Annotated in this window: 23 protein-coding genes; 8 read left to right on the forward strand and 15 right to left on the reverse strand. The window is 37.7% G+C overall.

Translation table 11 applies throughout. The annotated features are described in order from the left end of the window. Nucleotides 1-20 precede the first annotated feature (20 nt). From M0R38_05885 to M0R38_05920, 8 genes are all read right to left on the reverse strand, one after another. Nucleotides 21-425 carry an acyl-CoA thioesterase gene (locus tag M0R38_05885; protein MCK9481273.1) on the reverse strand — a complete coding sequence of 135 codons (405 nt, stop codon included), beginning with the start codon at nt 423-425 and terminating at the stop codon, nt 21-23. 27 nt (nt 426-452) lie between these two features. After that, nucleotides 453-1,805, reverse strand: coding sequence for a cell division protein FtsZ (gene ftsZ / locus M0R38_05890; GenBank protein MCK9481274.1), 1,353 nt, complete (start codon nt 1,803-1,805; stop codon nt 453-455). A 30-nt stretch (nt 1,806-1,835) separates the two neighbouring features. Further along, nucleotides 1,836-3,167 (reverse strand): cell division protein FtsA, encoded by a 1,332-nt coding sequence (gene ftsA / locus M0R38_05895; protein MCK9481275.1) that lies wholly within the window; start codon nt 3,165-3,167, stop codon nt 1,836-1,838. A gap of 15 nt (nt 3,168-3,182) precedes the next feature. After that, nucleotides 3,183-3,965, reverse strand: a complete 783-nt coding sequence (locus tag M0R38_05900) for a hypothetical protein (GenBank protein MCK9481276.1) — start codon at nt 3,963-3,965, stop codon at nt 3,183-3,185. Further along, nucleotides 3,940-5,361: a UDP-N-acetylmuramate--L-alanine ligase gene (gene murC / locus M0R38_05905; GenBank protein ID MCK9481277.1), complete on the reverse strand. Its 1,422-nt coding sequence runs from the start codon at nt 5,359-5,361 to the stop codon at nt 3,940-3,942. The genes M0R38_05900 and murC overlap by 26 nt, the downstream gene beginning before the upstream one ends. A gap of 93 nt (nt 5,362-5,454) precedes the next feature. After that, nucleotides 5,455-7,503, reverse strand: coding sequence for a T9SS type A sorting domain-containing protein (locus M0R38_05910; GenBank protein MCK9481278.1), 2,049 nt, complete (start codon nt 7,501-7,503; stop codon nt 5,455-5,457). 62 nt (nt 7,504-7,565) lie between these two features. Further along, complete coding sequence (locus M0R38_05915) at nt 7,566-9,098, reverse strand: outer membrane protein transport protein (GenBank protein ID MCK9481279.1); 1,533 nt, start codon at nt 9,096-9,098, stop codon at nt 7,566-7,568. Nucleotides 9,099-9,125: 27 nt separating this feature from the next. After that, nucleotides 9,126-10,103, reverse strand: coding sequence for a hypothetical protein (locus M0R38_05920; protein MCK9481280.1), 978 nt, complete (start codon nt 10,101-10,103; stop codon nt 9,126-9,128). Nucleotides 10,104-10,193: 90 nt separating this feature from the next. Here M0R38_05920 and proS point away from each other — a divergent pair, with 90 nt between their 5' ends. Continuing rightward, the gene (gene proS / locus M0R38_05925; protein ID MCK9481281.1) at nt 10,194-11,669 is read left to right on the forward strand and encodes a proline--tRNA ligase; all 1,476 of its coding nucleotides are present in this window, start codon (nt 10,194-10,196) and stop codon (nt 11,667-11,669) included. 47 nt (nt 11,670-11,716) lie between these two features. On the opposite strand, the gene M0R38_05930 is transcribed toward proS, so the two are convergent. The 4 genes from M0R38_05930 to rpmH all read right to left on the reverse strand — a co-directional run bounded on the left by M0R38_05930 (nt 11,717) and on the right by rpmH (nt 13,206). Beyond that, on the reverse strand, nt 11,717-12,274 hold the full coding sequence (locus M0R38_05930) for an NAD(P)H-dependent oxidoreductase (protein MCK9481282.1): 558 nt from the start codon (nt 12,272-12,274) through the stop codon (nt 11,717-11,719). A gap of 145 nt (nt 12,275-12,419) precedes the next feature. After that, nucleotides 12,420-12,647, reverse strand: a complete 228-nt coding sequence (yidD, locus tag M0R38_05935) for a membrane protein insertion efficiency factor YidD (GenBank protein ID MCK9481283.1) — start codon at nt 12,645-12,647, stop codon at nt 12,420-12,422. Beyond that, nucleotides 12,622-13,017, reverse strand: coding sequence for a ribonuclease P protein component (rnpA, locus tag M0R38_05940; GenBank protein MCK9481284.1), 396 nt, complete (start codon nt 13,015-13,017; stop codon nt 12,622-12,624). The genes yidD and rnpA overlap by 26 nt, the downstream gene beginning before the upstream one ends. A 30-nt stretch (nt 13,018-13,047) precedes the next feature. Further along, on the reverse strand, nt 13,048-13,206 hold the full coding sequence (gene rpmH, locus M0R38_05945; protein ID MCK9481285.1) for a 50S ribosomal protein L34: 159 nt from the start codon (nt 13,204-13,206) through the stop codon (nt 13,048-13,050). Between the two features lie 262 nt (nt 13,207-13,468). On the opposite strand from rpmH, the gene M0R38_05950 reads away from it, so the two are divergent. The 4 genes from M0R38_05950 (at nt 13,469) to M0R38_05965 (ending at nt 17,565) form a co-directional block, all read left to right on the forward strand. Continuing rightward, on the forward strand, nt 13,469-15,031 hold the full coding sequence (locus tag M0R38_05950; protein MCK9481286.1) for a peptide MFS transporter: 1,563 nt from the start codon (nt 13,469-13,471) through the stop codon (nt 15,029-15,031). 19 nt (nt 15,032-15,050) lie between these two features. Next, on the forward strand, nt 15,051-15,557 hold the full coding sequence (locus M0R38_05955) for a DinB family protein (protein MCK9481287.1): 507 nt from the start codon (nt 15,051-15,053) through the stop codon (nt 15,555-15,557). An 89-nt stretch (nt 15,558-15,646) separates the two neighbouring features. Continuing rightward, nucleotides 15,647-16,153, forward strand: coding sequence for a hypothetical protein (locus tag M0R38_05960; protein ID MCK9481288.1), 507 nt, complete (start codon nt 15,647-15,649; stop codon nt 16,151-16,153). Beyond that, a complete protein-coding gene (locus tag M0R38_05965; protein MCK9481289.1) occupies nt 16,150-17,565 on the forward strand; it encodes a M64 family metallo-endopeptidase in 1,416 nt (471 codons plus the stop codon). Before M0R38_05960 ends, M0R38_05965 begins: the two co-directional genes overlap by 4 nt. A gap of 27 nt (nt 17,566-17,592) precedes the next feature. Here M0R38_05965 and M0R38_05970 read toward each other — a convergent pair whose 3' ends face one another. The 3 genes from M0R38_05970 to M0R38_05980 form a co-directional block, all read right to left on the reverse strand. Further along, entirely contained in the window at nt 17,593-18,420 is an 828-nt protein-coding gene (locus M0R38_05970; protein ID MCK9481290.1) for an ion transporter, read from the reverse strand. 126 nt (nt 18,421-18,546) lie between these two features. Continuing rightward, a complete protein-coding gene (locus M0R38_05975; protein MCK9481291.1) occupies nt 18,547-20,346 on the reverse strand; it encodes a BspA family leucine-rich repeat surface protein in 1,800 nt (599 codons plus the stop codon). A gap of 165 nt (nt 20,347-20,511) precedes the next feature. Continuing rightward, entirely contained in the window at nt 20,512-20,889 is a 378-nt protein-coding gene (locus M0R38_05980) for a hypothetical protein (protein MCK9481292.1), read from the reverse strand. Between the two features lie 254 nt (nt 20,890-21,143). Here M0R38_05980 and M0R38_05985 point away from each other — a divergent pair, with 254 nt between their 5' ends. The 3 genes from M0R38_05985 to purB are packed head-to-tail and all read left to right on the forward strand — an operon-like array spanning nt 21,144 to nt 23,882. After that, complete coding sequence (locus M0R38_05985; GenBank protein ID MCK9481293.1) at nt 21,144-21,671, forward strand: hypothetical protein; 528 nt, start codon at nt 21,144-21,146, stop codon at nt 21,669-21,671. Between the two features lie 40 nt (nt 21,672-21,711). Next, nucleotides 21,712-22,527 carry an SDR family oxidoreductase gene (locus M0R38_05990; GenBank protein MCK9481294.1) on the forward strand — a complete coding sequence of 272 codons (816 nt, stop codon included), beginning with the start codon at nt 21,712-21,714 and terminating at the stop codon, nt 22,525-22,527. Beyond that, on the forward strand, nt 22,527-23,882 hold the full coding sequence (gene purB, locus M0R38_05995; protein MCK9481295.1) for an adenylosuccinate lyase: 1,356 nt from the start codon (nt 22,527-22,529) through the stop codon (nt 23,880-23,882). The genes M0R38_05990 and purB overlap by 1 nt, the downstream gene beginning before the upstream one ends. Nucleotides 23,883-23,897 lie beyond the last annotated feature (15 nt).

The raw sequence follows: 23,897 nt of genomic DNA on the forward strand, positions 1-23,897 counted from the left end.
TGCTTAGTTCAAATGCACTCCTACTGTTTCTGACTTTGTTCTTGTTTAAATTTGTTTTTTGCGGTTTGTCCAATAGGGATAGGGGATCCGTCATCATCAATTCTTACAAAGGTAATACTGGTGGTGCATGCTACTATTTCTTCTCCGCTGTATAAACTAAACCTTCTGGCTTCTATATTCAGTGTGATTGATGTATTACCAAGTTCTTTAACATTGCCGTATATATGGACGTGTTGCCCACTTTTTAAAGGTTTTTTAAAAATAAGTTCTCCTACTCTCACTGTAACCATATTCGGAGTATAGCAATATTCGCAAGCAAGAGCTGCTGCAGCCTCGTCAATCCAGCCGATGAGTCTGCCCCCGAATAAATTGCCATGGACACCGATATCCCTGCCCATGATGATTTTTTTTGTAAGTAATTTCATTTCTTTCGATGAGTCCATGTAAACTGATTAATCAACGTCTTTGTTGAGAAACTTGTTGCCGCTTTCTTTAAATTTGGGTTCACCTTCTTTGTTCTCGAGATATAATTTTTTGGCATTTTTCTCATCAACTAAAGGCTCTAATTGGATACCCATTCTCACATAAGCAGGTATGTCTAAATTACTCATATTGGATCTGTTATTTGCGTTTGCAGAAGGTGCAGAAAAATCAAATGCGGGTTCATCGTTGAACCTGTGTTTGTCAAAACTAAATAAACTTTGAGGAGTGTTAGTTGCTTCTATTGAGCCGAAGTCAAAGGTGTTCTCATGTGTGTTATTTTCTAACTCAATATTCAAAGGTTCGCTTTCGTCTTTGTCAATATCAATTATGATTTCTTCTTCACGTTCAACCGTGGAAGTTCTTTTTTCAAAACCGGTAGCAATCACAGTGATTGACAATGCTTTACCTAATCCGATTGTATGCGTTACTCCAAATTTTAATCTGGCATTTTGGCCTGATATATTTTGGAAGAAAGCTATAATTTGATCAATCTCATTTGCATAAGGCTCTTCTATATCGTAAGAAATATTAAGGAGTATATGTTTGGCACCATCAATATTGGTGTCGTCTAATAATGGAGAGTCTAACGCCATTTGGGAAGCAGTCAAAGCTCTTTCTTCACCTTCTGCAATACCTGTTCCCATAATTGCTCTGCCGCTGTTTGACATGGCTGTCTTAACATCTTTAAAATCCACATTCATCTTGCCCGACACGGTGATAATTTCTGCAATACCTTTTGTTGCAGTGCAAAGAACATCATCTGCTTTTGCAAATGCCTCAGAATATTTAAGGTTGTGATACATCTGTAAAATTCTATCGTTAGTGATAATGAGCAATGCATCAACATGGGGGCGTAATTCTTCTATTCCTTTGTGAGCCAGTCCGATTTTATGAGGTCCTTCGTTTTTAAATGGTGTGGTAACAATAGCTACAGTGAGTAGTCCCATATCTTTTGCAACCTTGGCAATCACAGGGGTAGCACCGGTTCCTGTTCCTCCACCCATACCTGCGGTAATAAAAACCATTTTTGTATTATGACTCAAAGCCTCTTTTATTTGGTCAAGGCTTTCAATCGCACATTGTTTGCCTACTTCAGGTTCAGAACCCGCACCCAATCCTTCGGTTAATGATGCACCTAATTGAATCTTGTTAAGAATAGGGCTGGTTCCTAAAACCTGTAAATCTGTATTGCAAATAATAAAATCAACTCCGTTTATTCCTTTGTCATACATGTAATTTACTGCATTGCCACCTCCACCGCCAACACCGATTACTTTAATGATGGAACTTTGATTTTTAGGTAAATCTACTTGAAATGTCATAATTGTTGTTGTTTCTGTGTTTGTTCTTAATTATTGAAAATCTTTGCTGTTATTGTCATCTTTTAGATACTCCAGCAATCCTCCACCAAAATTTTTCATCTTATTAAAGAAACCTCTTCCGTCTTTGTTAATCACCTGCTTTGTTTGTTTTGTGTTTTCGCTCGAAGATTGGAAGTTATTATCTAAAGGCACTTCTTTGTCCATGCCATATATTAACAAGCCTGCACCTGTTGCATACATTGGACTTTTTGCTTCAGAGACAGCTCCTTTTGCAAGATATTGATTGGGAAAACCAGTTTTAACCTTAATCCCTGTAACAAACTCTAATAGTTCTCCAATGTTTTTCATTTCAGCCCCTCCACCTGTTACGACAATACCTGCTGTGAGCTTTTTCTCATATCCACTATTTCTAATTTCAAAATCTACTTTCTTGAATAATTCAATCAAACGGGCGTTGATTACTAAGGAAAGATTCTTTACGCTGATAAACTTCTGTTGTCTTCCGTTTTGTTCTGAAACATCAATAAGTTCATTGCTTTGAATGTTGTCAGGAAAAGCATCGCCAAATTGAATTTTTACAGACTCACTAAAGTTATCCATAATCATAAAAGCTTCAGAAATGTCTTTTGTAATTCTTTGTCCGCCAATTGGGATAACGGCTGTGTGCCTTATTCTGCCTTCATGAAAGATGGCCAAATCAGAAGTTCCGCCACCTATATCAAGCACGGCAACACCAGCCTTCATTTCTTCTTCAGTAAGAACAGCTTTGGCAGATGCAATTGGCTCTACTACAATGTCTTCCACATTGATATTGCACTTCTGAATACAGCGTTTAATGTTTTCAGCAGCTAAAATCTGTCCGGTGATGATATGGAAGTTAATGTCTATTCGAGAACCCGTCATTCCTGTAGGGTCATCGGAAGGATTGGAATCTACCTCATAGTCTTGAGGGAGTACATGTAAAATGTGATTACCGGGATTCGTATTGATGCGGTACATCTGTTTGCGTATATCTTCCAATTCCTCTGCAGTTATTTCAGCATTTGGGTCTTGTCTAAAAGCACTATATGGTTGGGTAAAGCTATGGATGTGTTTACCAGCAATACCTACATAAACGCTTCCTATCTCAACATTGGCTGAACGTTCAGCTTCTGCAACCGCTTTTTTCACTGCTTCAACTGTTTTAGTGATATTATTCACCATGCCTTCTGTGATGCCGCCCATTGAAGAAGTCCGCCCTATTCCCAGAATATTAATCTTGCCGTTTTCATTTCTTTGACCGACCATGGCACAGATTTTAGTGGTTCCCATGTCTAAACCAACAATGACTTTGTTTCTGTTATCTTCTCTGTTTTTGCTCATAAAAATTCTTTGATACTATTGATTTCTCTTTTTTGCTACTATTTGCCCATCGAAACGCAAGTCTATAACACTGTAATCATCCCAGTCAATCTTGCTAAGTGCTTGATTATAAAAGAGCTTCAGCTTTTCAAGCTTGGTTTCTATTTGGGTTGGTTTTCCAACAACAATTGTATGATTTCCTACTTTGGGAATCAAAAGAAAGCCTTGATTTTTATCTACATAAACTTGTTCAATCTGTGCTTGCCAAAAAGGATAGGCATGTGTATAGGTAAATAATTCCAATGCTCCGAGCAATATCTCTGTGTGAATGTAATTGGAGTCATTAGCTGCCTCATCTACTGCACCGCTCAATACAGGCACTCTGACCGAATAATTAGGGACGGTTGGAATTTTTAATCCATTTTTCTCTACATAGTAGCTTTCTCCTTGTTGATTAACTACCCTAAACAGTGGTTCCCGTTGTTTTACATCTATCACAAGCTTTCCGTCATTCCCCAAAAAAATGTTAGCCTTTTCAATGTATGGGCTTGATTGTAAATTATACAACATTTGATAGGTTTTGAGTTGTTTTAGCGTCTTGCCTTTCAACTCATTTGGATTTGTTATATGAGATGCGATTTCTAGTACGTGTTCTTGTGAAAGAAAATAGATAATACCCTTAGGTTCAAAGTTGATTTCCACCTCTTTGCATACTACTGCTTTCTGTTTCATGGTCGCCATGACTAATACTATGATTAGCAATAGCAACCCTACAATAGGAAATATCCATTTTTTAAGCAGATGCAAAAAGTTCTTCATAAATTTCTTTCACTGGCTGGGTAATTCTGTCTATATCGCCTGCACCCATTATGAGTAATAATGATGGTGGATTATTTTTAATTTTTTGATAAATTTCAGTTGCGGAAAAAACGCCTCTACAGTTAGTGAGTTTAGCAGCAATTGCGTTGCTTGTTATACCTTCTATCGGTTTTTCTCGTGCAGGATAAATGTCCATTAACCAACATTCGTCCAGCATGTTTAGGCTTGATACAAAGCCATCCAAAAAGTCTCGAGTTCGTGTATAGAGATGCGGTTGAAATATACCCGTTACTTGGTGTTTGGGATAAGTCTTCTTTACCGCATTGATAATTGCTTGTAATTCAGTTGGGTGGTGTGCATAGTCGTCTATTACAATGTGCGTAGGGGTTTCAAACAGTTTTTCAAATCGTCTTTTTACACCATGAAAGTCAGCGATTGCCTTTGCTGCTGTTGGTATGTCGAGTTTTAATGTGTCTATTACGCCCAAAACAGCTGTTGCATTCTCCGCATTATGTTCTCCGCCAACTCCTGATGTTACTTGAAGTTGCATTGTTTTACTGTGCCATCCAAATGAAAAGTGATTTTCTTCGTAATGAGGATTTGAATATTGATAATCTGCCTCAGGATGGTTTCCGTATGTTTTTGATTGTATATGCGAAGCAAAGGGGAGGTCAAGCCCATATTTTTGAATTAACACTCCTTGTGGTTCAATGCACTGAACAAATTCTTCAAATCCTTTTCTAAACCCTTCTTTTGCTCCGTAAATATCTAAATGGTCAGCATCTGTTGAGGTTACAATAGCAATATTGGGATGCAGGTGTAAAAATGAATGGTCAAATTCATCTGCTTCTACTACCATAATAGGTTTTTGCATCCATTCTTTTTTGTTCTTGATTGAGATGTAGTTAGAGCCAAAATCTGTACTTATGCCACCCAGAAAAGCTGTAAAGTTTATATTAAATATCGAAAGAGCCTTGGTAACTAAGGTGGTTGTTGTAGTTTTTCCATGTGTGCCGGCAATAGCAATAGTGAAAGTATTGCGAGAGATCATCCCTAAAACTTCTGCGCGTTTGTATAGTGTGATATTATGTGATTTAAAAAAAAGAATTTCGCCAAAATCCTTAGGCAGAGCCGGTGTCCAAATACAAATATGTGTGTCGGGCGCATGGATAAACTCTATTGGAATCTTTGAATAATCATCTTCATAATGAATCATCATTCCCTCATGTTCCAGTTCAATACATATAGGTGAGCGCACCTTGTCATAGCCATGAATCTCAACACCTTGTTGTTTCAAGTATCTGGCGATGGCACTCATGCCAATGCCTCCGATGCCGAGAAAGTATGCTTTACTGATTGCTCTCAAATCCATGCCACTCACTGTTTTGGAACGCAAAAATAGTTGAGAGATACTTGATGGTCTGCAACACTTATCCCCACAAAGAGAACAGTTTCTATTTTAAAGTAAAATATTTTTCCCTTCAAGTAATTAGAGTTTCACCCACTTGTACACGCGGGTATTTGAGCTATCGTTCATTCGAATGATGTAAACGCCAGGTGTGAGACGATGTAGTTGGATTGTTTCCATATTATTGTTGAGGGTAAACTGTGCAATCTCTTTGCCTTCTATGTTCAATACAACAACTTGAATCTCTGTTTCTATGCCGCCTTTGTTAAAGTGAAGTTCACCGGCAGATGGGTTTGGGAAAAGCTGAATTTTATCCAACAACGCAGATTGAGATACAGAGACTTGCACACTTGTTCCATCAACATCTTCTGCTAAAACTCTTCTCCCCTGGCTTACATTGTAGTAGGAGCCGCTTGGCGTAGTTTCAAGTTTTACTGTTTTTACCATATAATGATTATCACCCGACAAAGGATGTTCATCAGTAAAAGAAGTGACGGAAACCATGCTATAAGAAATCACATAATAGGGTCCTGCTTCTTTATCACTCCTATATACCAAATATCCTGATATACCTTGTTCAGCAGAGGCATCCCACGTCAATTTTACTTGTTTATTGTTGTTGATTTTACTTGCACTCAGATTAGAAATGGGATAGAGTGTGTGTAATCTTAGTGTGGGGTCACCCAATAAACTAAGGTGAATGCTTCTTTGAAAGACACCGGGATAAAATGCCAGAGAAGTGTTTGTGAGTTGATTTTGTTGTGTCAGTTGAAGGCTATACCCTATATTTTCACCTAAAGCCATGTGGTGAAAATGATACACTGGACGACCATCCCAAACAGAAGTTAAGGTGTATCCGGGACCGCCAATTGAACCTCTGAGAAAATTGTTGTTGTTGTCCCAATCTCCAAAGTATGAACCAAAATAATTAGAGAAAACAGAATAAACAGTGTCTTTAAACTCATTCACAGAGCCAATGCCGCTCAACGAAGTATATCCGGCAGTTGTGGTTACACCAGACCATAAACAAGGCGTGGATTTAACTGTTGCAAAAAATGTGTTGGACACTTGTTTCATGCTGTCTTTTTCAAATAAAGAACGTTGAAAGAAGTGAAGCCGTCCCGGAGCCTCAGAGCCTAATAAGTTTAATCTATCTTCAAAAATATACCGTGATGGCACAACAATGTTCTTGTTGCGAAAATTATGATCTTTGTCAAGATAGCGTTCGGTTCTTCCGATATAATCCAACCCTACTGCATCTATATTTGACATGTCAATTCTGCCGACTTGTAACACTACTTTGTCAGGGATGAAACTCTGGTCAAATTTGCCATCATTGGGTCTATTCTTGTTAGCTTCCCTGTTAGCTCCGGTGTTTGAAGCATAATCAGTAAAAGCAGATTCATTCATAATACCGTAATATACATCTGCTACCCATGCACCATTGTGGTCGGGAGTGTGTCCGTCCGGAGGTGATGGAACATCAAAACTACCAAAGTTGCCTGAATAAGGTACAGGAATATTGCCCAATAGAATGAGTGCCGTTGAGTTAAATGCGTCTTTATCATACCAAGTTTTAATTTTGGCTTTAATAGTCGGAACAGAATCGCTCTCTGTTTTGTCTGCAACTGAAACAACCCATCCATCTTCAATTAAATCATTTTTGAAACGTTCAAATTTTACTGTAAGGGTATTTTGAATCAATGTGTCAGCCACAATCAGAAGATTTCCTTTGTATGGGTTGATACCAATTTTGATGCCTGCAGAAATGCCACCCCAAGCAAAAGTTACAGCAGAATTATTGACCGTAAAGGAAGTTCTTTGTACAAAAACATAGTCATATTGCATACCCGGCAAAACAGCTTCATCAATGTATATGTTTGAAGGGGCATTCACAGTGGCTATGGGAGTCGTAGCAAAGCTTTCCTCATCTTTGTTCTTTTTGTATATTTCTGTTGATACTATAAACCCTGTTGTGTCCCAAGTGAGTGTAATTTTAGGTGGGTTTTCAGAGATGATCGCATGCGCTATTACTGCTCTTTCTTTAATTCCGCCTTGTCCTGAAACGGAGGATTGAATTGAGAATAAGAATATTAATAAAGTAAGGGGCAGTCGTATTGGTTGTTTCATAATGGTATTGTTTGTTCTTAGCAAATGTAAAAAGTTCTTTTTACCATGCTGAAACATTTTTTTCAATCCGGATCTATAAAGAAAATCAAGGAGGCTGTGAGTGCAAAGTTGCTGTTTTTGCGTACTACTGTTGCAGAAGGATAGGGCTCGGCAGATTGATAAGGAACAAATTGATCTCTATAATTGGTTTGCATTAAACCAATATCAAAACCATATTCTTTCTTTCTGATTCCCATGCCGACTGAGAAATTCCACTCATTATAGTCATGTTTTAGTGCTTGAATATCACTTTTATAGGGATTTTGATAATTTGCAACACCGGCTCTCAATCTCACGTCTTTTCCAACCAATACTTCACCTCCCAACCGGACATTGTAAGTAGGTCTTAAATCACTTTTTATAATAGTGTTTTCAACAAGATAGTTGTCAAACTCAGACCCCATGCTCATGTTTGAATAATTCACTTTTTCTACATCAAGTGAAATAAAACCAAACTTTCCGGTAACGTATGATGCACTGAAGGTGAGTCTGGTGGGTGTCCTGACAAAATATTTAAAAGGATATCGACCGGTTTGATTGTTATAATCCTCAGAAGGGTCTCTTTGAACGTTGATAAGAGTTGTTGGCGCTCCAGCGTAGGAAGCGTCAAACACCGATGTCATTTCATAGAAGTAATTATCGGAAATGGTAATTTTTTCTGGTGACTGAAAACTCAATCCAACTCTAAATTCTTCGATAGGGCGAAAAATTACTCCTGCTTTTACACCATATCCGCTGCCTTCTGATTTGATGTCTTGGACGAGAGTTAGGTTCTTAAAACCTTCGTCAAAAAACTTGTTATCTTCTCTAAAGGTATTGATCTCATTTCGTTTTGCTTTGCTATAGTGCAGGCTGATTCCTCCATATAAAATATTGCCATAGTTAAAACTTCCTCCAAAATTCCAATCATACATTCCGCCTCTTGTTTCAATGATGCCAGTTTGACCTGCATCCCGTTTGTCTGCCATTCTGATTCCCCATTCACCCGGAGTGGAATCTGAAGGGTCTAAAAGATAGGTCTGATATGCTACCCAACTGATTGAATTTAAATCATCAGGATGCTGTGTGCCTTGTGCTTGTTCCCAAACAAAATCCATAAAAGAACTTTGTCTATTCTGCCCTTGATAAAATGTTTTATTATAAAAGTTGTTATAGCGATTTACTTGAAATGCAAAATTGTAACTAACAAGTTCGTCAGACTTTTCTGTGCCTTTTTCATGAAGCATTTTTGTATAGACATAAGAGAAGTTAGGAATAGTAAATCCAAACAAATTATCAGACATAAAGTATCCCAAATATTCTGATTTGGTTGTAGGATTCACTAATCCTAAAGAAATATTAAATTCATTCTGACGATAAAATCCTAATCCCGCAGGGTTGATACTGTATGAGCCGATTTCCGACCCAACTGACCCAAGTGCTCCTGCCGTTCCCAGTGCCATTGCGCTTCCAAATGGTCTGTATTGAGCGTAGTGTAGAGCATCTATTTCGTTTTGAGCAAAAACTATCCCTTGCAGGGATGTGAGTATTAACAAGAGTCCTGTCCTTAATTTCATCCGCTTTTTCTTCTGTTCTTTACTATTTTATCGTTTGCCGCCTCTTGAATTACTGCCGGATGATGTGTTGCTGCTTCTAGAGCCGTAGGAACCGTTGGAGCCGGATGAGCCACTACCGGAATTAGAACTTCTGGGAGTGTTGTACGAAGGTATAGAACCAGAGGTGCCGGAACTAGGTTGTTTGTTTGTTCTGACTGGTGTACTTGTGCCGGTTGAAGGAGTGTTAGAACTTCTTGAATTTGAACTTCTTGAGTTTGTAGAACTATTGCCTGATGGATTGTTTGGTGTGCCATACACAGGAGTCGATCTGTTTTGGCGTGCAGGTGTTTGGTTTGAACCATAGGTTTGACGTTTTTGCATAGGTGCAGGTGTAGCGGTAGTTGTACCTCCATTGCCCCATGATGAACCATAGGAACCCCCATTCATATAGCCGTGCATATAGCCCATTGTATAAGGATCGCCATAAGTATTATAATTGTAATACGGATTCATGTAATAAGGATTATACATTGAATAGGGATTGTATGAATAATATGGATTATAAAATCCTGAGCCGTATCCCATACCGAAATTGTTATAGCCTGTCCAGAAGCTATAGCCGGGGCTGTAAGGATTATACATGCTGCCCATGCCAATCATTACTGAAATGCCGGTGCGAGGGGTGCTGTAATATCCTGTTCCAAAGCGATTGAAATACCCACCATAATTTAGTCTGGAATCTGATCCGTAATAATTATTGATAACAGTATTATTCCCATTACTATTGGAATTGTAATTGGATTGATTCTGCAAAGAGTTTCCGGTTTGATTTTCTGTTAAACTTTCAGGAGGGGTTTCTTGCTGACTTTTTTTCTTGTCCAGAGCGGCTTGTCTTCTTGCAGATGAAGGAGAATAGTACATGTCGTCATACTGAGAAAGGGTTTTGTTGGATAGCCCGCAAGAAGCTAATGTAAATGCCAATGACATTGTAAAAGCAAAGTTGAGTAGTGTCGTTGTTTTTTTCATAGCCTTAGATTTTGAGGGTGTTTCAGTTTGCATACCTTTGCACCCTAATATTTTCACTACAAAGTTAAACAATAAAAGTGCCAAATTTATATGGGGTTTGAAAAAATAAAGCGCAGCGAAGATTATTCAGCATGGTATAACAATCTTGTAAAAGAGGCAGATATGGCAGAACATGCCGCTGTCAAGGGGTGTATGGTGATTAAACCTTATGGTTATTCTATCTGGGAAAGAATGCAACAAAAACTCGACAAGATGTTCAAGGATACAGGACATGTCAATGCTTATTTTCCGCTGTTAATACCCAAATCATTTCTCTCTAAAGAGGCAGACCACGTAGAAGGCTTTGCTAAAGAATGTGCCGTTGTTACACATTACAGATTAAAAAATGATGAACATGGGAAAGGTGTTATTGTTGACCCTGAAGCTAAACTTGATGAAGAATTAATTATCAGACCTACTTCTGAAACGGTTATCTGGAATACCTACCGCGATTGGATTCAGTCTTATCGCGATTTGCCTTTGTTGATTAATCAATGGGCAAATGTTATGCGTTGGGAAATGAGAACTCGTTTGTTTTTAAGAACTTCCGAATTCCTATGGCAAGAAGGACATACAGCACATGCATCAAGAGAGGAAGCCGAAGCAGAAGCAAAACAGATGTTGGATGTTTATGCAGATTTCGCAGAAAATTTCTTGGGTGTACCTGTAATTAAGGGGGTGAAAACTGCCAACGAGCGATTTGCCGGAGCGGTTGAAACCTATTGTATTGAAGGATTAATGCAAGATGGTAAGGCTTTACAAATGGGGACTTCACATTTTTTAGGACAAAATTTTGCAAAAGCTTTTGATGTTAAATTTCAAAATAAGGAAGGGAAACTGGACTATGTATGGGCAACCTCTTGGGGTGTGTCCACTCGCTTGATTGGAGCGTTGATTATGGTACATAGTGATGATGATGGATTGATTTTGCCGCCCAATTTAGCTCCGATTCAAGTCGTATTGGTTCCTATCTACAAGACAGATCAAGAACACGAGTCAATTGTAGGGTATTTACATTCTTTGAAATCAGAATTGGACAAGGCGGATGTTCGTGTCAAAATTGATGATCGTGATACATTAAAGCCGGGGTATAAGTTTGCTGAATGGGAACACAAGGGAGTGCCATTGCGCATTGCTGTTGGACCAAGAGATATGGAAAATCATACAGTGGAATTAGCAAGAAGAGACATCAAGACAAAAGAATCTGCACCTCAATCCGGTTTGGTTGACCTGGTAAAAAGTTTGTTGCCTCAGATTCAATCAAGTCTATACAATATAGCCAAGGAGTTTCGTGATTCAAGGATTACACGTGTTGAGTCTTGGGAAGAGTTTGAACACGCCTTAGACAATACACCCGGTTTCATTTCCGCTCATTGGGATGGAACTTCAGCAACTGAGCAGGCTATCAAAGAAAAAACAAAAGCAACCATTCGCTGTATTCCTTTAAACAATCCGCAAGAAGAAGGTAAATGTGTTTTCAGTGGAAGACCCTCAAAGGAAAGAGTATTGTTTGCACGCGCTTATTAGAAATTATTAGTGCACCATTGGAGTAGTTTCTCCAATAAAATTATTGCTCAAATTGTCTGTATTTTTCTTGAAAGCGCAAGGCGTACAAGTAGTTTGAGTTTTTCCTGACTATTAGAGGATAGTCTATCTTTTGACTCATTTTGAAACAACTCGCGAACACTAAGAGGAACGCTGTAAGGGATTGTCCAAGCGCGTAAAGAATGTGCAATATTGTTCATGGTTTGAATGCCGTTTACCGCATGTGAGCCATCTGCCCAACAAACGGTTCCGATAATTTTATCAGTCAAATATGGAGTTGCGGACTTTGCGGTAATTTCCAACCAGTCTAGACAATTTTTCATAACACCCGGAATGCTTCCGTGATAAAGAGGCATAAGCCAAAAATGTAAATCAGCATCCTGAAAAGTATTACACATCTGAGTTACTTCAATAGGAATTTCTTTTATTAAAGAAGGGTTCAGCATTGGGATATTGGATAAACTCATATCAAAGATTGTCGTCTTGACGTTTTGTTCTTCAAGCTGTTCTACTATGAAATCATTAATTATTTTTCCAATGGAATGATCTCTATTTTCCATAGAGCCATTAAATATCATTACGTTCATTATCCGCTACTCTGTTTTTGTTTTGTAGGTTTTTCTGATTGGGTGCAAATATATTACTCTGTATGCTTCCAATAAACGTTCCTTGTGTGTATTCAGTCAAATGAACGTATTGGCTGATAGAAAGTTGTGTGAGTAAAATCTTGAGTTAAGGAACAGGATCGTGCCCGTGTCCTCCCCACGGATGACAGCGTGAAATACGTTTTAATGTAAGTAATCCGCCTTTGATGATGCCATGTTTTTTGAATGCTTGAATTCCATATTCAGAACAAGTGGGTGTAAACCTGCATGAGTTGGGAAGTAGGGGGGAGATTGCCAACTGATAGACACGAATCAGCCAAATGAAAGGCTTAGCTAAAATGGTTTTTAATTTCATTTGCAATGTGCTTTAGGCTTTTTTGCATGGCTATGTGCATGGTTGAGTATGGAAGTTCTTCTGTAGCGATATATGCAATTGCCAAATGTAGGGAGTTGTTAAGATTGCCCGGAAGATTTTCTATCAAAAGGTGTTTGTTTAGCCTGTAAACTTCGCGACACAAACGTTTAATACGGTTGCGGTGCACAGCCTTTTTGAACTTCTTCTTTGAAACAGTGATTAGTACTTTAACAGCAGCGTCCTCTCGATTTTGAGCTTGATTGAAAATAAAAAAGAAAGGGTAAGAAGCAAACTTCTCACCCTTATCAAATATTGTTTGAATATCTTTTTTACTGCAAAGTTTTTCGTTTTTGCCAAAAGAGAAATTCACGGCACATGATGTTAAGTAACCGTATTGTGATTATCTCTTATGTCTTGCTTCGCAAGAAACAGTCAATCTTTTTCTGCCTCTTTTTCTTCTGGCAGCAAGGACTTTTCTTCCGTTTGCTGTTGCATTTCTCTCTCTAAACCCGTGTTTATTTCTTCTCTTTCTGTTCGAAGGTTGGTATGTTCTTTTCATGACGCTTGCTTTTCAAAAAAGGACTGCAAATGTAATACTTTGATTTAGTATAAAAAATTATTTTCTAAATTCTTTATTTGTATCTGTTTTAGTATGCATTTAGGTAGGGTTTACGCCATTTGCAAAGCAAAATTAAAATGTATGAACAATGCTGTTTGTTGTGTGAAAACAAAGAAAAAATAGCTTGTTCTCAAAATTAAAATGTTATTTAGCACTCCGAAAAAATCTGCTTTTGAGTGGATTACAATGAGTTAAATATTTTATGACACACAAAGAACTTTCATTAGAAGAAATTCACAATTTCAAAGGTAAATTTCCTAAACAATTATGGTACTTATTCTTGTCCGAAATGTGGGAGCGTTTCAGCTTCTACGGAATGAGGGGGATGTTAACCTTGTTTATGGTTGATCAACTTTTTATGTCGGATAGTGATGCACAGTTGCGATATGGTGCAACACAGGCATTTATTTATGCATTTACTTTCATCGGTGGACTGTTTGCAGACAAAATCATCGGATTCCGAAAATCACTTTTTTGGGGAGGCTTAATGATGATAGCAGGTAGTGCGATTTTAGCAATTGACCCACATGAGTTTTTCTTTCTTGGTTTAAGTTTTACTGTCATTGGTACAGGTTTTTTCAAACCCAATATTTCCACTATGGTGGGCTTGTTATATCGAGATGGCGATAACCGCAGAGATGCCGGTTTTTCTCTGTTTTATGCAGGTATAAATATTGGCGCATTATTGGGGGGAGCACTGTGTGTATATGTTGGAAAGCATTACTCTTGGCACTGGGCATTTGGATTTGCAGGAATTGTAATGACCATCAGTTTGTTGACCTTTGTTTTTACGCAACATTCATTAGGTCCCATTGGTCATTCGCCTTTGAGAAGTAAATTGTCTGATGCTGATGAGTCAAATTCCGAAGGTGTGGTTGTTTCTGATACCAATCAGGAAAAGGCAGAGCAAAAAATTCCAAAGAATAAACGTTGGTATGAATATGCAACTTATTTAGGTTCACTTGCCGCTATTCCATTAATTTACTTAATGATTTACAATACACGCTATACGGATTATTTCATGTTTACTGTGGGTCCTCTCACCTTGATTTATTTCTTTATTGAAATGAAGAAACATAGTGCAGAAGCGCAAAAGAAATTAATTGCGGCTCTGTTGTTTATTGTGTTTTCGGTGTTGTTCTGGGCTATATATGAACAAGCAGGGGGGTCGTTGAGTTTGTTTGCTGCAAGAAACTTACATTCAACTTTGTTTGGTTCTTTGCATCTTGACCCAAATAGTGTGAACAATGGCGCAAATTCAATTTTTGTGATTGTCTTTGCCTTTATTTTTGGTTTTCTTTGGTTGGCATTGGCAAAGAAGAATATTGAGCCAAATACGGTGGTCAAGTTTGGACTGGGCTTTCTCTTCCTGGGTGCGGGTTTCTTTATCTTTTATGCATTGAGGTTTTTTGCCGGAGCGGATGGATTGTCAAGCCTCAATGTTTTTGTGCTGGCTTATCTTGTAGTTACCTTTGGGGAGTTGTGCTTGTCGCCAATAGGGTTGTCAATTATGACCAAGCTCTCGCCCAAATCAATGCAAGGAATGATGATGGGATTTTGGTTCTTGGCAAGTGCTTATGGACAGTATGTAGCAGGAATTTTTGGTTCTGGTATGGCACAAGGTAATGAAAATGCTACCAATTATGAAAAAATGTTAAATTTTACTGCCGGCTACAAACAGTTTGCAATTTACGCACTGATTGCCGGTGTTATTTTGATAGCAATTTCGCCCTTGATTAGAAAGTTAATGCAAGATGTAAAATAAGAATAAATGAATATTGACTATGGTTACACTACCTATAGAAGAATGTCCCGCCTATTTTGAAATGTATCTGCGATTAGTGGATGAGGATGTTTTGCAGGGACTCAACAAACAATTAGACGATCACACAGCTTTTGTGAAGTCAATTCCACATGCAAAAGAACTTTTTAGATATGCCCCTGAAAAATGGACTGTAAAAGAAGTGTTGGGGCATATAACAGATACCGAAAGGGTCATGTTTAACAGAGCCTTCTGCTTTGCCAGAAATGACAAGTCTCCCATCCCGGGCTTTGATGAAGATGCATACGTTGCAGAAACGAATTTTAATGATAGAACCCTTGGTGATTTGTTAGAGGAGTTTGTGCTGCTGCGAAAATCCGTAATCTATTTTTACAAAACTCTACGTCCCGATGATCTAAAACGCATTGGCACTGCTTCGGGTAAGAATGTGAGTTCGAGAGCTTTGTTTTATTTCATTCAGGGTCATTTGCAACATCATGTGAATGTATTGAAAGAGAGATATTTATAAGGTATTGTATTAAAAAAATGGTTAATGTGCTCAATCATATATCTGTTAGTAAATCCGCAGTTAATATCTTAAATTTGTCTTCGTGCATCATGAAATTAAAATACCTGTTCATCATCGTATTGACACTCAGTATTTTTGTGTCTTGTAAAGCTAAAAAGCAGGCACATACTTCTGAAAGTCATACCACCCAATCAAACGACAATACCTTGAATGAAAAAAGAGAAAATATTATTGTTTTTCTCAGTTTCAATATTTTCAAAGAAAATAAAAAGACAGTTGTACGACTTAAGGAGAAGAAGGAAGTTGTTGGACACCTAAAAGATATCAAACAACTTGTGAGAAATGAAAATACGTATTTAAAAATCTTGTTTTACCACCAATCCGATGTCATGGAGGAACGCAAAATAACACATCCTTTAATCGAATCTGTTGAACACCCGGCAGAAGAAGGTGGAGTGCTTATTCAGAGTGTAATCACAAGAGACAGTGCAACTTTTTTTGTAAGGGCACAGTTCTCCCAAGCTATTACTGCGGTTGAGTTTGTAGAAAATGTCAATGGAGTAGAAACAAAATTAAATACAATTGAAATCAAATGAAGAAACACACACTGATATTTGTTTTAGGTCTGCTTTATAGTATCTCAGCGCGGGCACAAGTCTTTACAAAAGACACCATTTTCTATAACGGTCCCTCAGACAAGTATATCAATTTTGTTGTTTTAGGAGATGGCTATGATAGTTCTGAATTGTCCAAATTTCATGATGATGTTATGTTATTGAGAGACAGTTTTTTCAATAAAGCTCCTTTCTCCTTGTATCAAAACTATTTTAACATTTTCAGTATTAATGTCATTTCACCGGAGTCAGGAATAAAACACCCTCGTACAGCAAGTGACTGTCCTTCATTAGCAACGCTGCCAATCTCTGATCCAAACAATTATTTTGGGACTGCGTTTGATGTTTCAGGAGTTCACAGGTTAATTTATCCAAATGATTTTGCTTTAATCGGGTCTGTTTTAATAGATAATTTTCCGGATTATGACCAAGTAATTATACTGGGTAACTCTCCCGAATATGGTGGGGCAGGAGGTGAAGTAGCTTCACTTTCTACACATAAACTATCTGTCGAAATCATGCTGCATGAATGTGGGCACTCTTTTGCCGGTTTAGCTGATGAGTATTGGGCTGGCGATATATATGCATCCGAAAAGAAAAACATGACTTATAAAACCAATGCAATACCTGAACATGTAAAATGGAAAAGATGGTTAGATACTGCCGGAGTAGGTATTTATCATCACAGCGGCACTGGTAGTGCAAGCGATTGGTATAAGCCACATACAAATTGCGAAATGCAGTTTCTGGAGAGAGAGTTTTGTGCCGTGTGTAGCCAGGGTATCATTGAAAAAATTCATTCCTTAGTTAATCCAATAGAAGAGTTTTTACCCGCCAATCAAATATTGGATGATATTGATACAGATTTAGAATTTAAAATTACCAAACTCATCATGCCGATTCCCAATACCCTGAAGATAGAATGGCAGTTGGACGGGCATACTATTTTTGCTGATACAAACGCAATTCGTGTCGTAGCTGACAGTATTAGTGATAAGTATCATACTGTAACCGCAGTTGTATCTGACACGACTTCACTAATCAGAACGGAGTTAGCAAATATTAAAAATATAAACAAGGTTGTTTGGCATATCAACAAAGACAGGGTTGTGAGTGTAAAGCCCGTAGTTGTTAGTACGCAGTATTTAGTGTATCCCAATCCGGCTGCGGAGGTTGTAAATATTTTGAACGAAGGACTCAATGCACAAGACGCTTATAGGATTGAATTGTATAATACTTTAGGTCAAATTGTACACTCACAAAATTGCTCTCAATCTCAAGGGCATTTTGATATTTCATTATCGGTGATAAGTCTCCCGACCGGAACTTACTTTGTACATGTTGTTACTAAAAATGGTACAGATAAGTTTAAACTGAGTGTTGTAACTGACTAAAATACTTTGGGACAAATATTGTTTTAATTAAGGATCGTCAATCAGCCTGTCACCGCATGTATAGCAATATCGGGCATCAGGATAATGGTCGTTTTGACCACATCTGTTACATGTTAGCCTTTTATTTCTTTTAGATTTAGACCTGTTTTTTGATAACTCAGAAGTTACAATTCCTGTAGGTACTGCAATGATTCCATATCCGCACAGCATCACAATGATAGATAAAAATTTACCTAAAGGTGTTACCGGTGAAACATCTCCATAGCCAACAGTTGTAATGGTAACTACTGCCCAGTAAATCGCATTGGGAATACTCTCAAAGCCGGGAGTGTCGCTTTCTATCACATTCATCAATGAACCGATAATGATTACAAGGAGCGAAATGAATAACATAAACACAATAATCTTGCGATAACTGTTCCTCAATGCTTCTGAAATATAGAAAATGGCAATTAAAAAACTCCGCATGTGGAATATCTTGAAGATTCTCAATAATCTCATTGAACGCAATACCATCAAGAATTGAAACTGAGGAAAAAAGAGGCTAAGAAATGAAGGCAGGATGGACAACAAGTCTATTATTCCAAAAAAGCTAAAGACGTAATGGAATTTTTTAGGAGACACACTGATACGGAGAGCATACTCGATCGTAAAAAGAATGGTAAAAAACCATTCAAACGCTTTTAAATACGTACCGGCTCTTTGATGAACGCTGTAAATACTGTCAAATAAAATAACGGTGATGCTACAGATAATGGCAAGAAGCAGCCAAATATCAAACCTCCTCCCGGCAGGTGTATTCGCTTGAAAAATAATGACATACAGTCTTTTTTTCCAAATATCTTTGTTTTGCATTTATTCAATCATTGTTTGGTTCTGAGCTTGCAAAACTATATAATTCTCAGGCAGGCATTGCGCTGTTTTTGAACATTCACTTTTTGTGCAAACTGCAATTCGTTCCTCCCTTCAAACGTATTTGACTTATTGTTTCACAATTTTTAATGTGTTCTCGCCAATTTTGATAAAATAGATTTCATTTGTCAAAACTGCAATATTGAGTTCTGTTTTTGTGTTGGTGAGTACACCTGAAAGCACTGATTTGCCATAAATATCAGTTAGAATATAGGGTACATTTTGTTGTTCAGATATAATGCTCAGGCTATTTTGTGCAGGATTGGGATATACGTTAACATAGTTGTATTGATGCTTAGTAGAGAATTTTACCAAGCGAATCTCACTTAAAGCCTCATCCCCATTGTAATCTACTTGTTTGAGTCGGTAAAAGTTTGTGCTCTTTGGATTGAAATCAGTGAAGGCATAATCATTAAGCTGATAGCTGCTTCCATTGCCTTGCACAGAGCCAATTGTATTCCAAGTAGCACCATCAGTACTATGCAATATTTCAAAGTAATTGTTGTTAACCTCTTGTGTAGTCTGCCATGTTAGCATTACTTGCTGGTGTTTATTATCAGATTTTGCATTAAAATTAATAAGGGATATTGGTAGTGGAGAAGGTCCCTTGTCTATTCCAAATGGGGAAAAGTTACTGACATAGTTTTTGTGAATAAGAGAGTCTCCATTAATCGAACTACTGCCGGTCATTGCAATTTCCCATTCAGAGCCATTATAATGGCTCTGAACCGGAGAGGAAAGTACACCTATGACATCAGAGGGGTGCCAGTTAAAAGTTAAATCTACTCCCAATCCCTTATTTGGATTTTTTTTATGAATATGCCACACTCTTTGAACATGAGCAATTCCAACCTTGGTTCCACTGTATCCATTTAGGTAAGCATCGTCCAAGAGTGTTAATGTAAATGTGTCATTCTCACTTGTTTTGTTTGTAATGGTAACTGGTGAGTAATTCGCTCCAAACATACCTGAAGCAAACACACGAGAATGATTGTTTTGTATTTCAATTATGATTTTACCGGAATTATTTTTGTGTTCAACATAGCTGTTTTCATTATAGCTGCCAAAGCCAAATGCTGTTAAGGTATAGCTGTTTAATATTATTTTTTTTGAGCTGCCATTAAAATCCACTAATCCGATAGTTTTGTTCCCGTCTAAAACTAGATCGTTGTTTGCAGTGGGTGAAAATACAATATCATCTCCGGATAAAGGAACAGTTGAAGGTGACCAATTAGAAGCATTTGTCCAGTTACTGTCGATTGTCCCTGTCCACTCACTTGCACAAGTACCTTTTCCTGCATCTGATATAGTCCACTTCAATGTAGTGGTTAGTATGTTTCTATATTCATAAGCTGCTTGTGAGTATTTTAAACCGGATGCTCCCAAATATTTTGATTTAGGAGTATTAGTATTTGAAGCCCATCCTACGAGTGTTTTTCCGTAATTAATACAATCCATACCGCAATTGTTTAGCATGTTGCTTACGTTTAAAATGCTTTTTAGATTCCAATTTTCTAAAGAATGGTTAAAAGCAGATGCATTGAAAAACATACCATACATATCGATAACATTGCTCACATTCCAACTGTCTAAGTCTTGGTTGAATTTTATAGCCCCGTTAAACATCTTTGACATATTCACTACATTACTTACATCCCAACTTCCTATGTCTTGGTTAAATGCCAAATTAACAGCATAGCAACCAAACATTCCTTCCATATTGACGACCTTGCTCACATCCCAATTACCAATGTTTTGGTTAAACTTTATTGCATCGTAAAACATGTATTGCATATCTGTAACATTTGAAGGTGTCCAGTTATTTATGCTGCCATTGAATTTTGACGCCTTGTTAAACATGTATTTCATATCTGTAACATTGCTTACATCCCATGCCCAGTTTGAAGTTGTACCCGTTTATCCACTACAGAAGTTAAACATATATGCCATACTGGTCGTATTGGATAGATCCGGAGTGTCTATTGCTGTAATTTCCAAAAGATTGGAGTTTGTAAATGCATACTCCATACTAGTCTATGAGGCATCTCCCCATCGCACTATTTCGGTAAGTTTTTGTGAACTGCTTGTGGTGACATTGGTTGTATTTAAGAAAAATCTTTGCAGTCCCGCAGGTTCAATAAACAGTTTTATTTTGGACTTTGAAGGTAATCCGGTGATACTTACTGCTCCTGTAGAAAATGTGCCGGAGCCATTTCCTCCGCTTCCGCCAATTTCTTCCCATTTATAATTTACGGTAGTGCTTGTTGCAGCATGAAAAGATATGGAAGTATAGGCCGTTCCTCCTTTGCTTGAATCCCATATTGTAACAAATGAATCTGTTTGTGCTTGGACAAACAAAGGAAATATCACAGTAATGAGTGATAGTATAAGGTTCGATAATGACTTTTTCATAGTATAAAAATTTTATTTGTGTAAAAATATGATAATTAATTAATAATGTGCAAATTGCATTTGTTAAGGGATTTGTTGGTAATTGACTTTCCTTGTTGTTGATATTGCTTTATAACGGAACGGTCTGAAGAATGTAGAAAATAGATTAAGAAATATTTCTCTTTTGATTATCTTGATTGATATTGAAAATTATCATTGTGCTTTTGAGAGAATAGAGGGGAAAATATCTTCTTTCTTTTCTTACTTTCGCGGACATGAACAACAGGCGATTTTATACTGTATTTGCTTTGATGATAATAGGTTTGCTAATGGCTTGTAATCAAACCTCAAAGGAGGACAAGATGTTGCAATTGATTGCAGAGCAAGAGAATGAAAGTACAAGCAAGGATTCACTCTATGCGCTTTATCAACGATTTGCTGCACTCTATCCTCAACATCCCAAAGCAGCCGGCTTCTTATATAAAACTGCGGATCATTTTAAGATGAAAAATCCTGAGAAATCCGCAATGCTATTTAAGGATTATTTTGATAATTATCCTGATAGTGCGCAGGCTGCTAATTGTTTGTTTAATGCAGCATTTATGTTAGAACAAGTTGACCCTGAATTGTCTATTCAGCTATATAAAAAATTTATTGGAAAATATCCTAAGGATGAGCGTACAGAGTCTGCTATTCAGAACCTGAAATTCGTTGGTAAGCCTGCCGAATATATTATGGAACAACTCAAACAAAGTGGAATGATTCAAGAAGAAATGGATTCTTTGTCAAACCAAGTTAAATAAAAATTATAATTTTACACACTGCAAAACAACTAGAAACATTATGTTAACAAAACTATTATCAGGGAAAAAAGGAATCATCTTTGGGGCGTTAGACCCTAAGTCCATTGCGTGGAAAGTAGCAGAAAGATGTCATGAAGAGGGAGCTGAATTTATCTTAACCAATGCACCAATCGCTTTGCGTATGGGTGCCATCAACGAACTTGCACAGAAAACAGGTGCAGAAGTGGTTGGTTGCGATGTTACACTTGACAGCGACATGGAAGCGCTGGTCGATGCCGCCATTGCAAAGTATGGGAAAATTGATTTTGTGCTTCATTCTGTTGGTATGTCTTTGAATATTCGCAAAGGAAGGGCTTATACAGATTTGAATTATGAATTCATGCACAAGACTTTTGACATTTCAGCTATTTCTTTTCATAGGCTGATGCAAACCCTATGGAAAAAAGATGCAATGAATGAATGGGGTTCAATTCTCGGGCTAACTTATATTGCGGCACAGCGTGTGTTCCCGGACTATAGCGAAATGGCTGAAAGCAAATCTTTGCTTGAATCTTTCGCACGTAGCTTTGGATACCGATTTGGCAAAGCAAAGCATGTTCGTGTAAATACTATTTCTCAATCACCTACTATGACGACAGCAGGTAGCGGGGTGAGTGGTTTTGACGCCTTTTATGATTATGCAAATAAAATCAGTCCGCTTGGCAATGCTTCTGCTGAGGCGTGTGCTGATTATTGTGTGAGTCTGTTTAGCGATTTAACCCGTATGGTTACAATGCAAAACCTGTTTCATGATGGAGGATTCTCTTTTACCGGAATCAGTGAAGAAGTGATGGATATGTTTAAGGGGGAGAAATAATGGAGTTGGACGTGCTGCACGCTATTAGCCCTATTGATGGCAGATATAGAAATAAATGTGCTCAACTTGCACAGTATTTCTCTGAGTTCGCTTTAATCAAATATAGGGTTAGAGTTGAAATTGAATATTTTATTGCACTTTCTGATTTTATTCCGGAACATTTCAATGCTAAAATTTCTGAATCCCAAAGACAGTTTTTGAGAAATATCTATTCTCAGTTTTCTGATGCAGATGCTAATGCTGTCAAAGAAATTGAAAAGACAACCAATCACGATGTAAAAGCAGTTGAATATTTCATTAAAAATAAGATTGCCGGAACTGAATTAGAGAATCTTAAAGAGTGGATTCACTTTGGACTTACTTCGCAAGATGTCAATAACACTGCAATTCCACTTTCTACTAAAGAAGCTTGGGGAAATGTAGTATTGCCTGAAATGCTCACTTTGGTTCAACGATTGGAGGAGTTGGCGCAAGAATGGTCGAACATTCCAATGCTTGCAAAAACACATGGACAGCCGGCTTCACCCACTATGTTGGGAAAAGAAATCAAGGTATTTGTAGAAAGAGTTAAGTCGCAAATAGCGCAAGCGAAGGCAATTCCTTTTTCGGCTAAGTTTGGAGGAGCAACCGGAAACTTGAATGCACATTTTGTTACTTTTCCCGATAAGGATTGGATAGCTTTTGCAACAGATTTTACAGAGAATAAACTTGGGTTGAGTCGTACTCCTTATACGACACAAATTGAGCCCTATGATAATTCGGCTGCATTTTTTGATGCAAACAAGAGGATTAATAATGTTTTGATGGATTTGTGCCGTGATGTTTGGACTTATATTTCGATGCACTATTTTACACAAAAAATCAAAAAAGGCGAAGTCGGGTCAAGTGCTATGCCTCACAAAGTGAATCCAATTGATTTTGAAAATGCCGAAGGAAATTTGGGTATAGCCAATGCGTTGTTGGAACATTTTGCTGCAAAACTCCCGATTAGCCGTTTGCAAAGAGATTTGACCGATTCCACTGTGTTGAGAAATGTAGGTGTACCGTTGTCGCATGGCTTGATAGCTTATCAATCAATTCGCAAAGGATTGGATAAATTACAACTCAACAAAGCTGCTATTGATCAAGATTTGGAAGATAACCTTGTGGTAGTTGCTGAAGCAATTCAAAATATTTTGAGGGTAATGGCTTATCCAAATCCTTATGAAACACTCAAGGAATTGACTCGAAACAACGAAAAATTAACACGAGAAAGGCTGAATGATTTTATTGATGGATTAAATGTGAACCAGGAAACCAAGAACAGGTTAAAATCCATCACACCTTTTAACTATACAGGTAAAACAGAGTTGTAGCAATTGCTTGCCATT

Source organism: Bacteroidia bacterium, assembly GCA_023228875.1.
In the GTDB taxonomy this organism is placed as follows: domain Bacteria; phylum Bacteroidota; class Bacteroidia; order NS11-12g; family UBA955; genus JALOAG01.

Excerpts from the sequence above, each read along its gene's own strand:
- M0R38_05970 (MCK9481290.1), bottom strand. The coding sequence starts at position 18,420 with ATGCAAAACAAAGATATTTGGAAAAAAAGACTGTATGTCATTATTTTT.
- M0R38_05960 (MCK9481288.1), top strand. The coding sequence starts at position 15,647 with ATGAAATTAAAATACCTGTTCATCATCGTATTGACACTCAGTATTTTT.
- purB (MCK9481295.1), top strand. The coding sequence starts at position 22,527 with ATGGAGTTGGACGTGCTGCACGCTATTAGCCCTATTGATGGCAGATAT.
- yidD (MCK9481283.1), bottom strand. The coding sequence starts at position 12,647 with ATGAAATTAAAAACCATTTTAGCTAAGCCTTTCATTTGGCTGATTCGT.
- M0R38_05920 (MCK9481280.1), bottom strand. The coding sequence starts at position 10,103 with ATGAAAAAAACAACGACACTACTCAACTTTGCTTTTACAATGTCATTG.
- M0R38_05910 (MCK9481278.1), bottom strand. The coding sequence starts at position 7,503 with ATGAAACAACCAATACGACTGCCCCTTACTTTATTAATATTCTTATTC.
- ftsZ (MCK9481274.1), bottom strand. The coding sequence starts at position 1,805 with ATGACATTTCAAGTAGATTTACCTAAAAATCAAAGTTCCATCATTAAA.
- proS (MCK9481281.1), top strand. The coding sequence starts at position 10,194 with ATGGGGTTTGAAAAAATAAAGCGCAGCGAAGATTATTCAGCATGGTAT.
- ftsA (MCK9481275.1), bottom strand. The coding sequence starts at position 3,167 with ATGAGCAAAAACAGAGAAGATAACAGAAACAAAGTCATTGTTGGTTTA.
- rpmH (MCK9481285.1), bottom strand. The coding sequence starts at position 13,206 with ATGAAAAGAACATACCAACCTTCGAACAGAAAGAGAAGAAATAAACAC.
- M0R38_05930 (MCK9481282.1), bottom strand. The coding sequence starts at position 12,274 with ATGAACGTAATGATATTTAATGGCTCTATGGAAAATAGAGATCATTCC.
- M0R38_05900 (MCK9481276.1), bottom strand. The coding sequence starts at position 3,965 with ATGAAGAACTTTTTGCATCTGCTTAAAAAATGGATATTTCCTATTGTA.
- M0R38_05950 (MCK9481286.1), top strand. The coding sequence starts at position 13,469 with ATGACACACAAAGAACTTTCATTAGAAGAAATTCACAATTTCAAAGGT.
- M0R38_05915 (MCK9481279.1), bottom strand. The coding sequence starts at position 9,098 with ATGAAATTAAGGACAGGACTCTTGTTAATACTCACATCCCTGCAAGGG.
- M0R38_05885 (MCK9481273.1), bottom strand. The coding sequence starts at position 425 with ATGAAATTACTTACAAAAAAAATCATCATGGGCAGGGATATCGGTGTC.
- M0R38_05985 (MCK9481293.1), top strand. The coding sequence starts at position 21,144 with ATGAACAACAGGCGATTTTATACTGTATTTGCTTTGATGATAATAGGT.
- M0R38_05975 (MCK9481291.1), bottom strand. The coding sequence starts at position 20,346 with ATGAAATACATGTTTAACAAGGCGTCAAAATTCAATGGCAGCATAAAT.
- M0R38_05955 (MCK9481287.1), top strand. The coding sequence starts at position 15,051 with ATGGTTACACTACCTATAGAAGAATGTCCCGCCTATTTTGAAATGTAT.
- M0R38_05990 (MCK9481294.1), top strand. The coding sequence starts at position 21,712 with ATGTTAACAAAACTATTATCAGGGAAAAAAGGAATCATCTTTGGGGCG.
- M0R38_05965 (MCK9481289.1), top strand. The coding sequence starts at position 16,150 with ATGAAGAAACACACACTGATATTTGTTTTAGGTCTGCTTTATAGTATC.
- M0R38_05980 (MCK9481292.1), bottom strand. The coding sequence starts at position 20,889 with ATGAAAAAGTCATTATCGAACCTTATACTATCACTCATTACTGTGATA.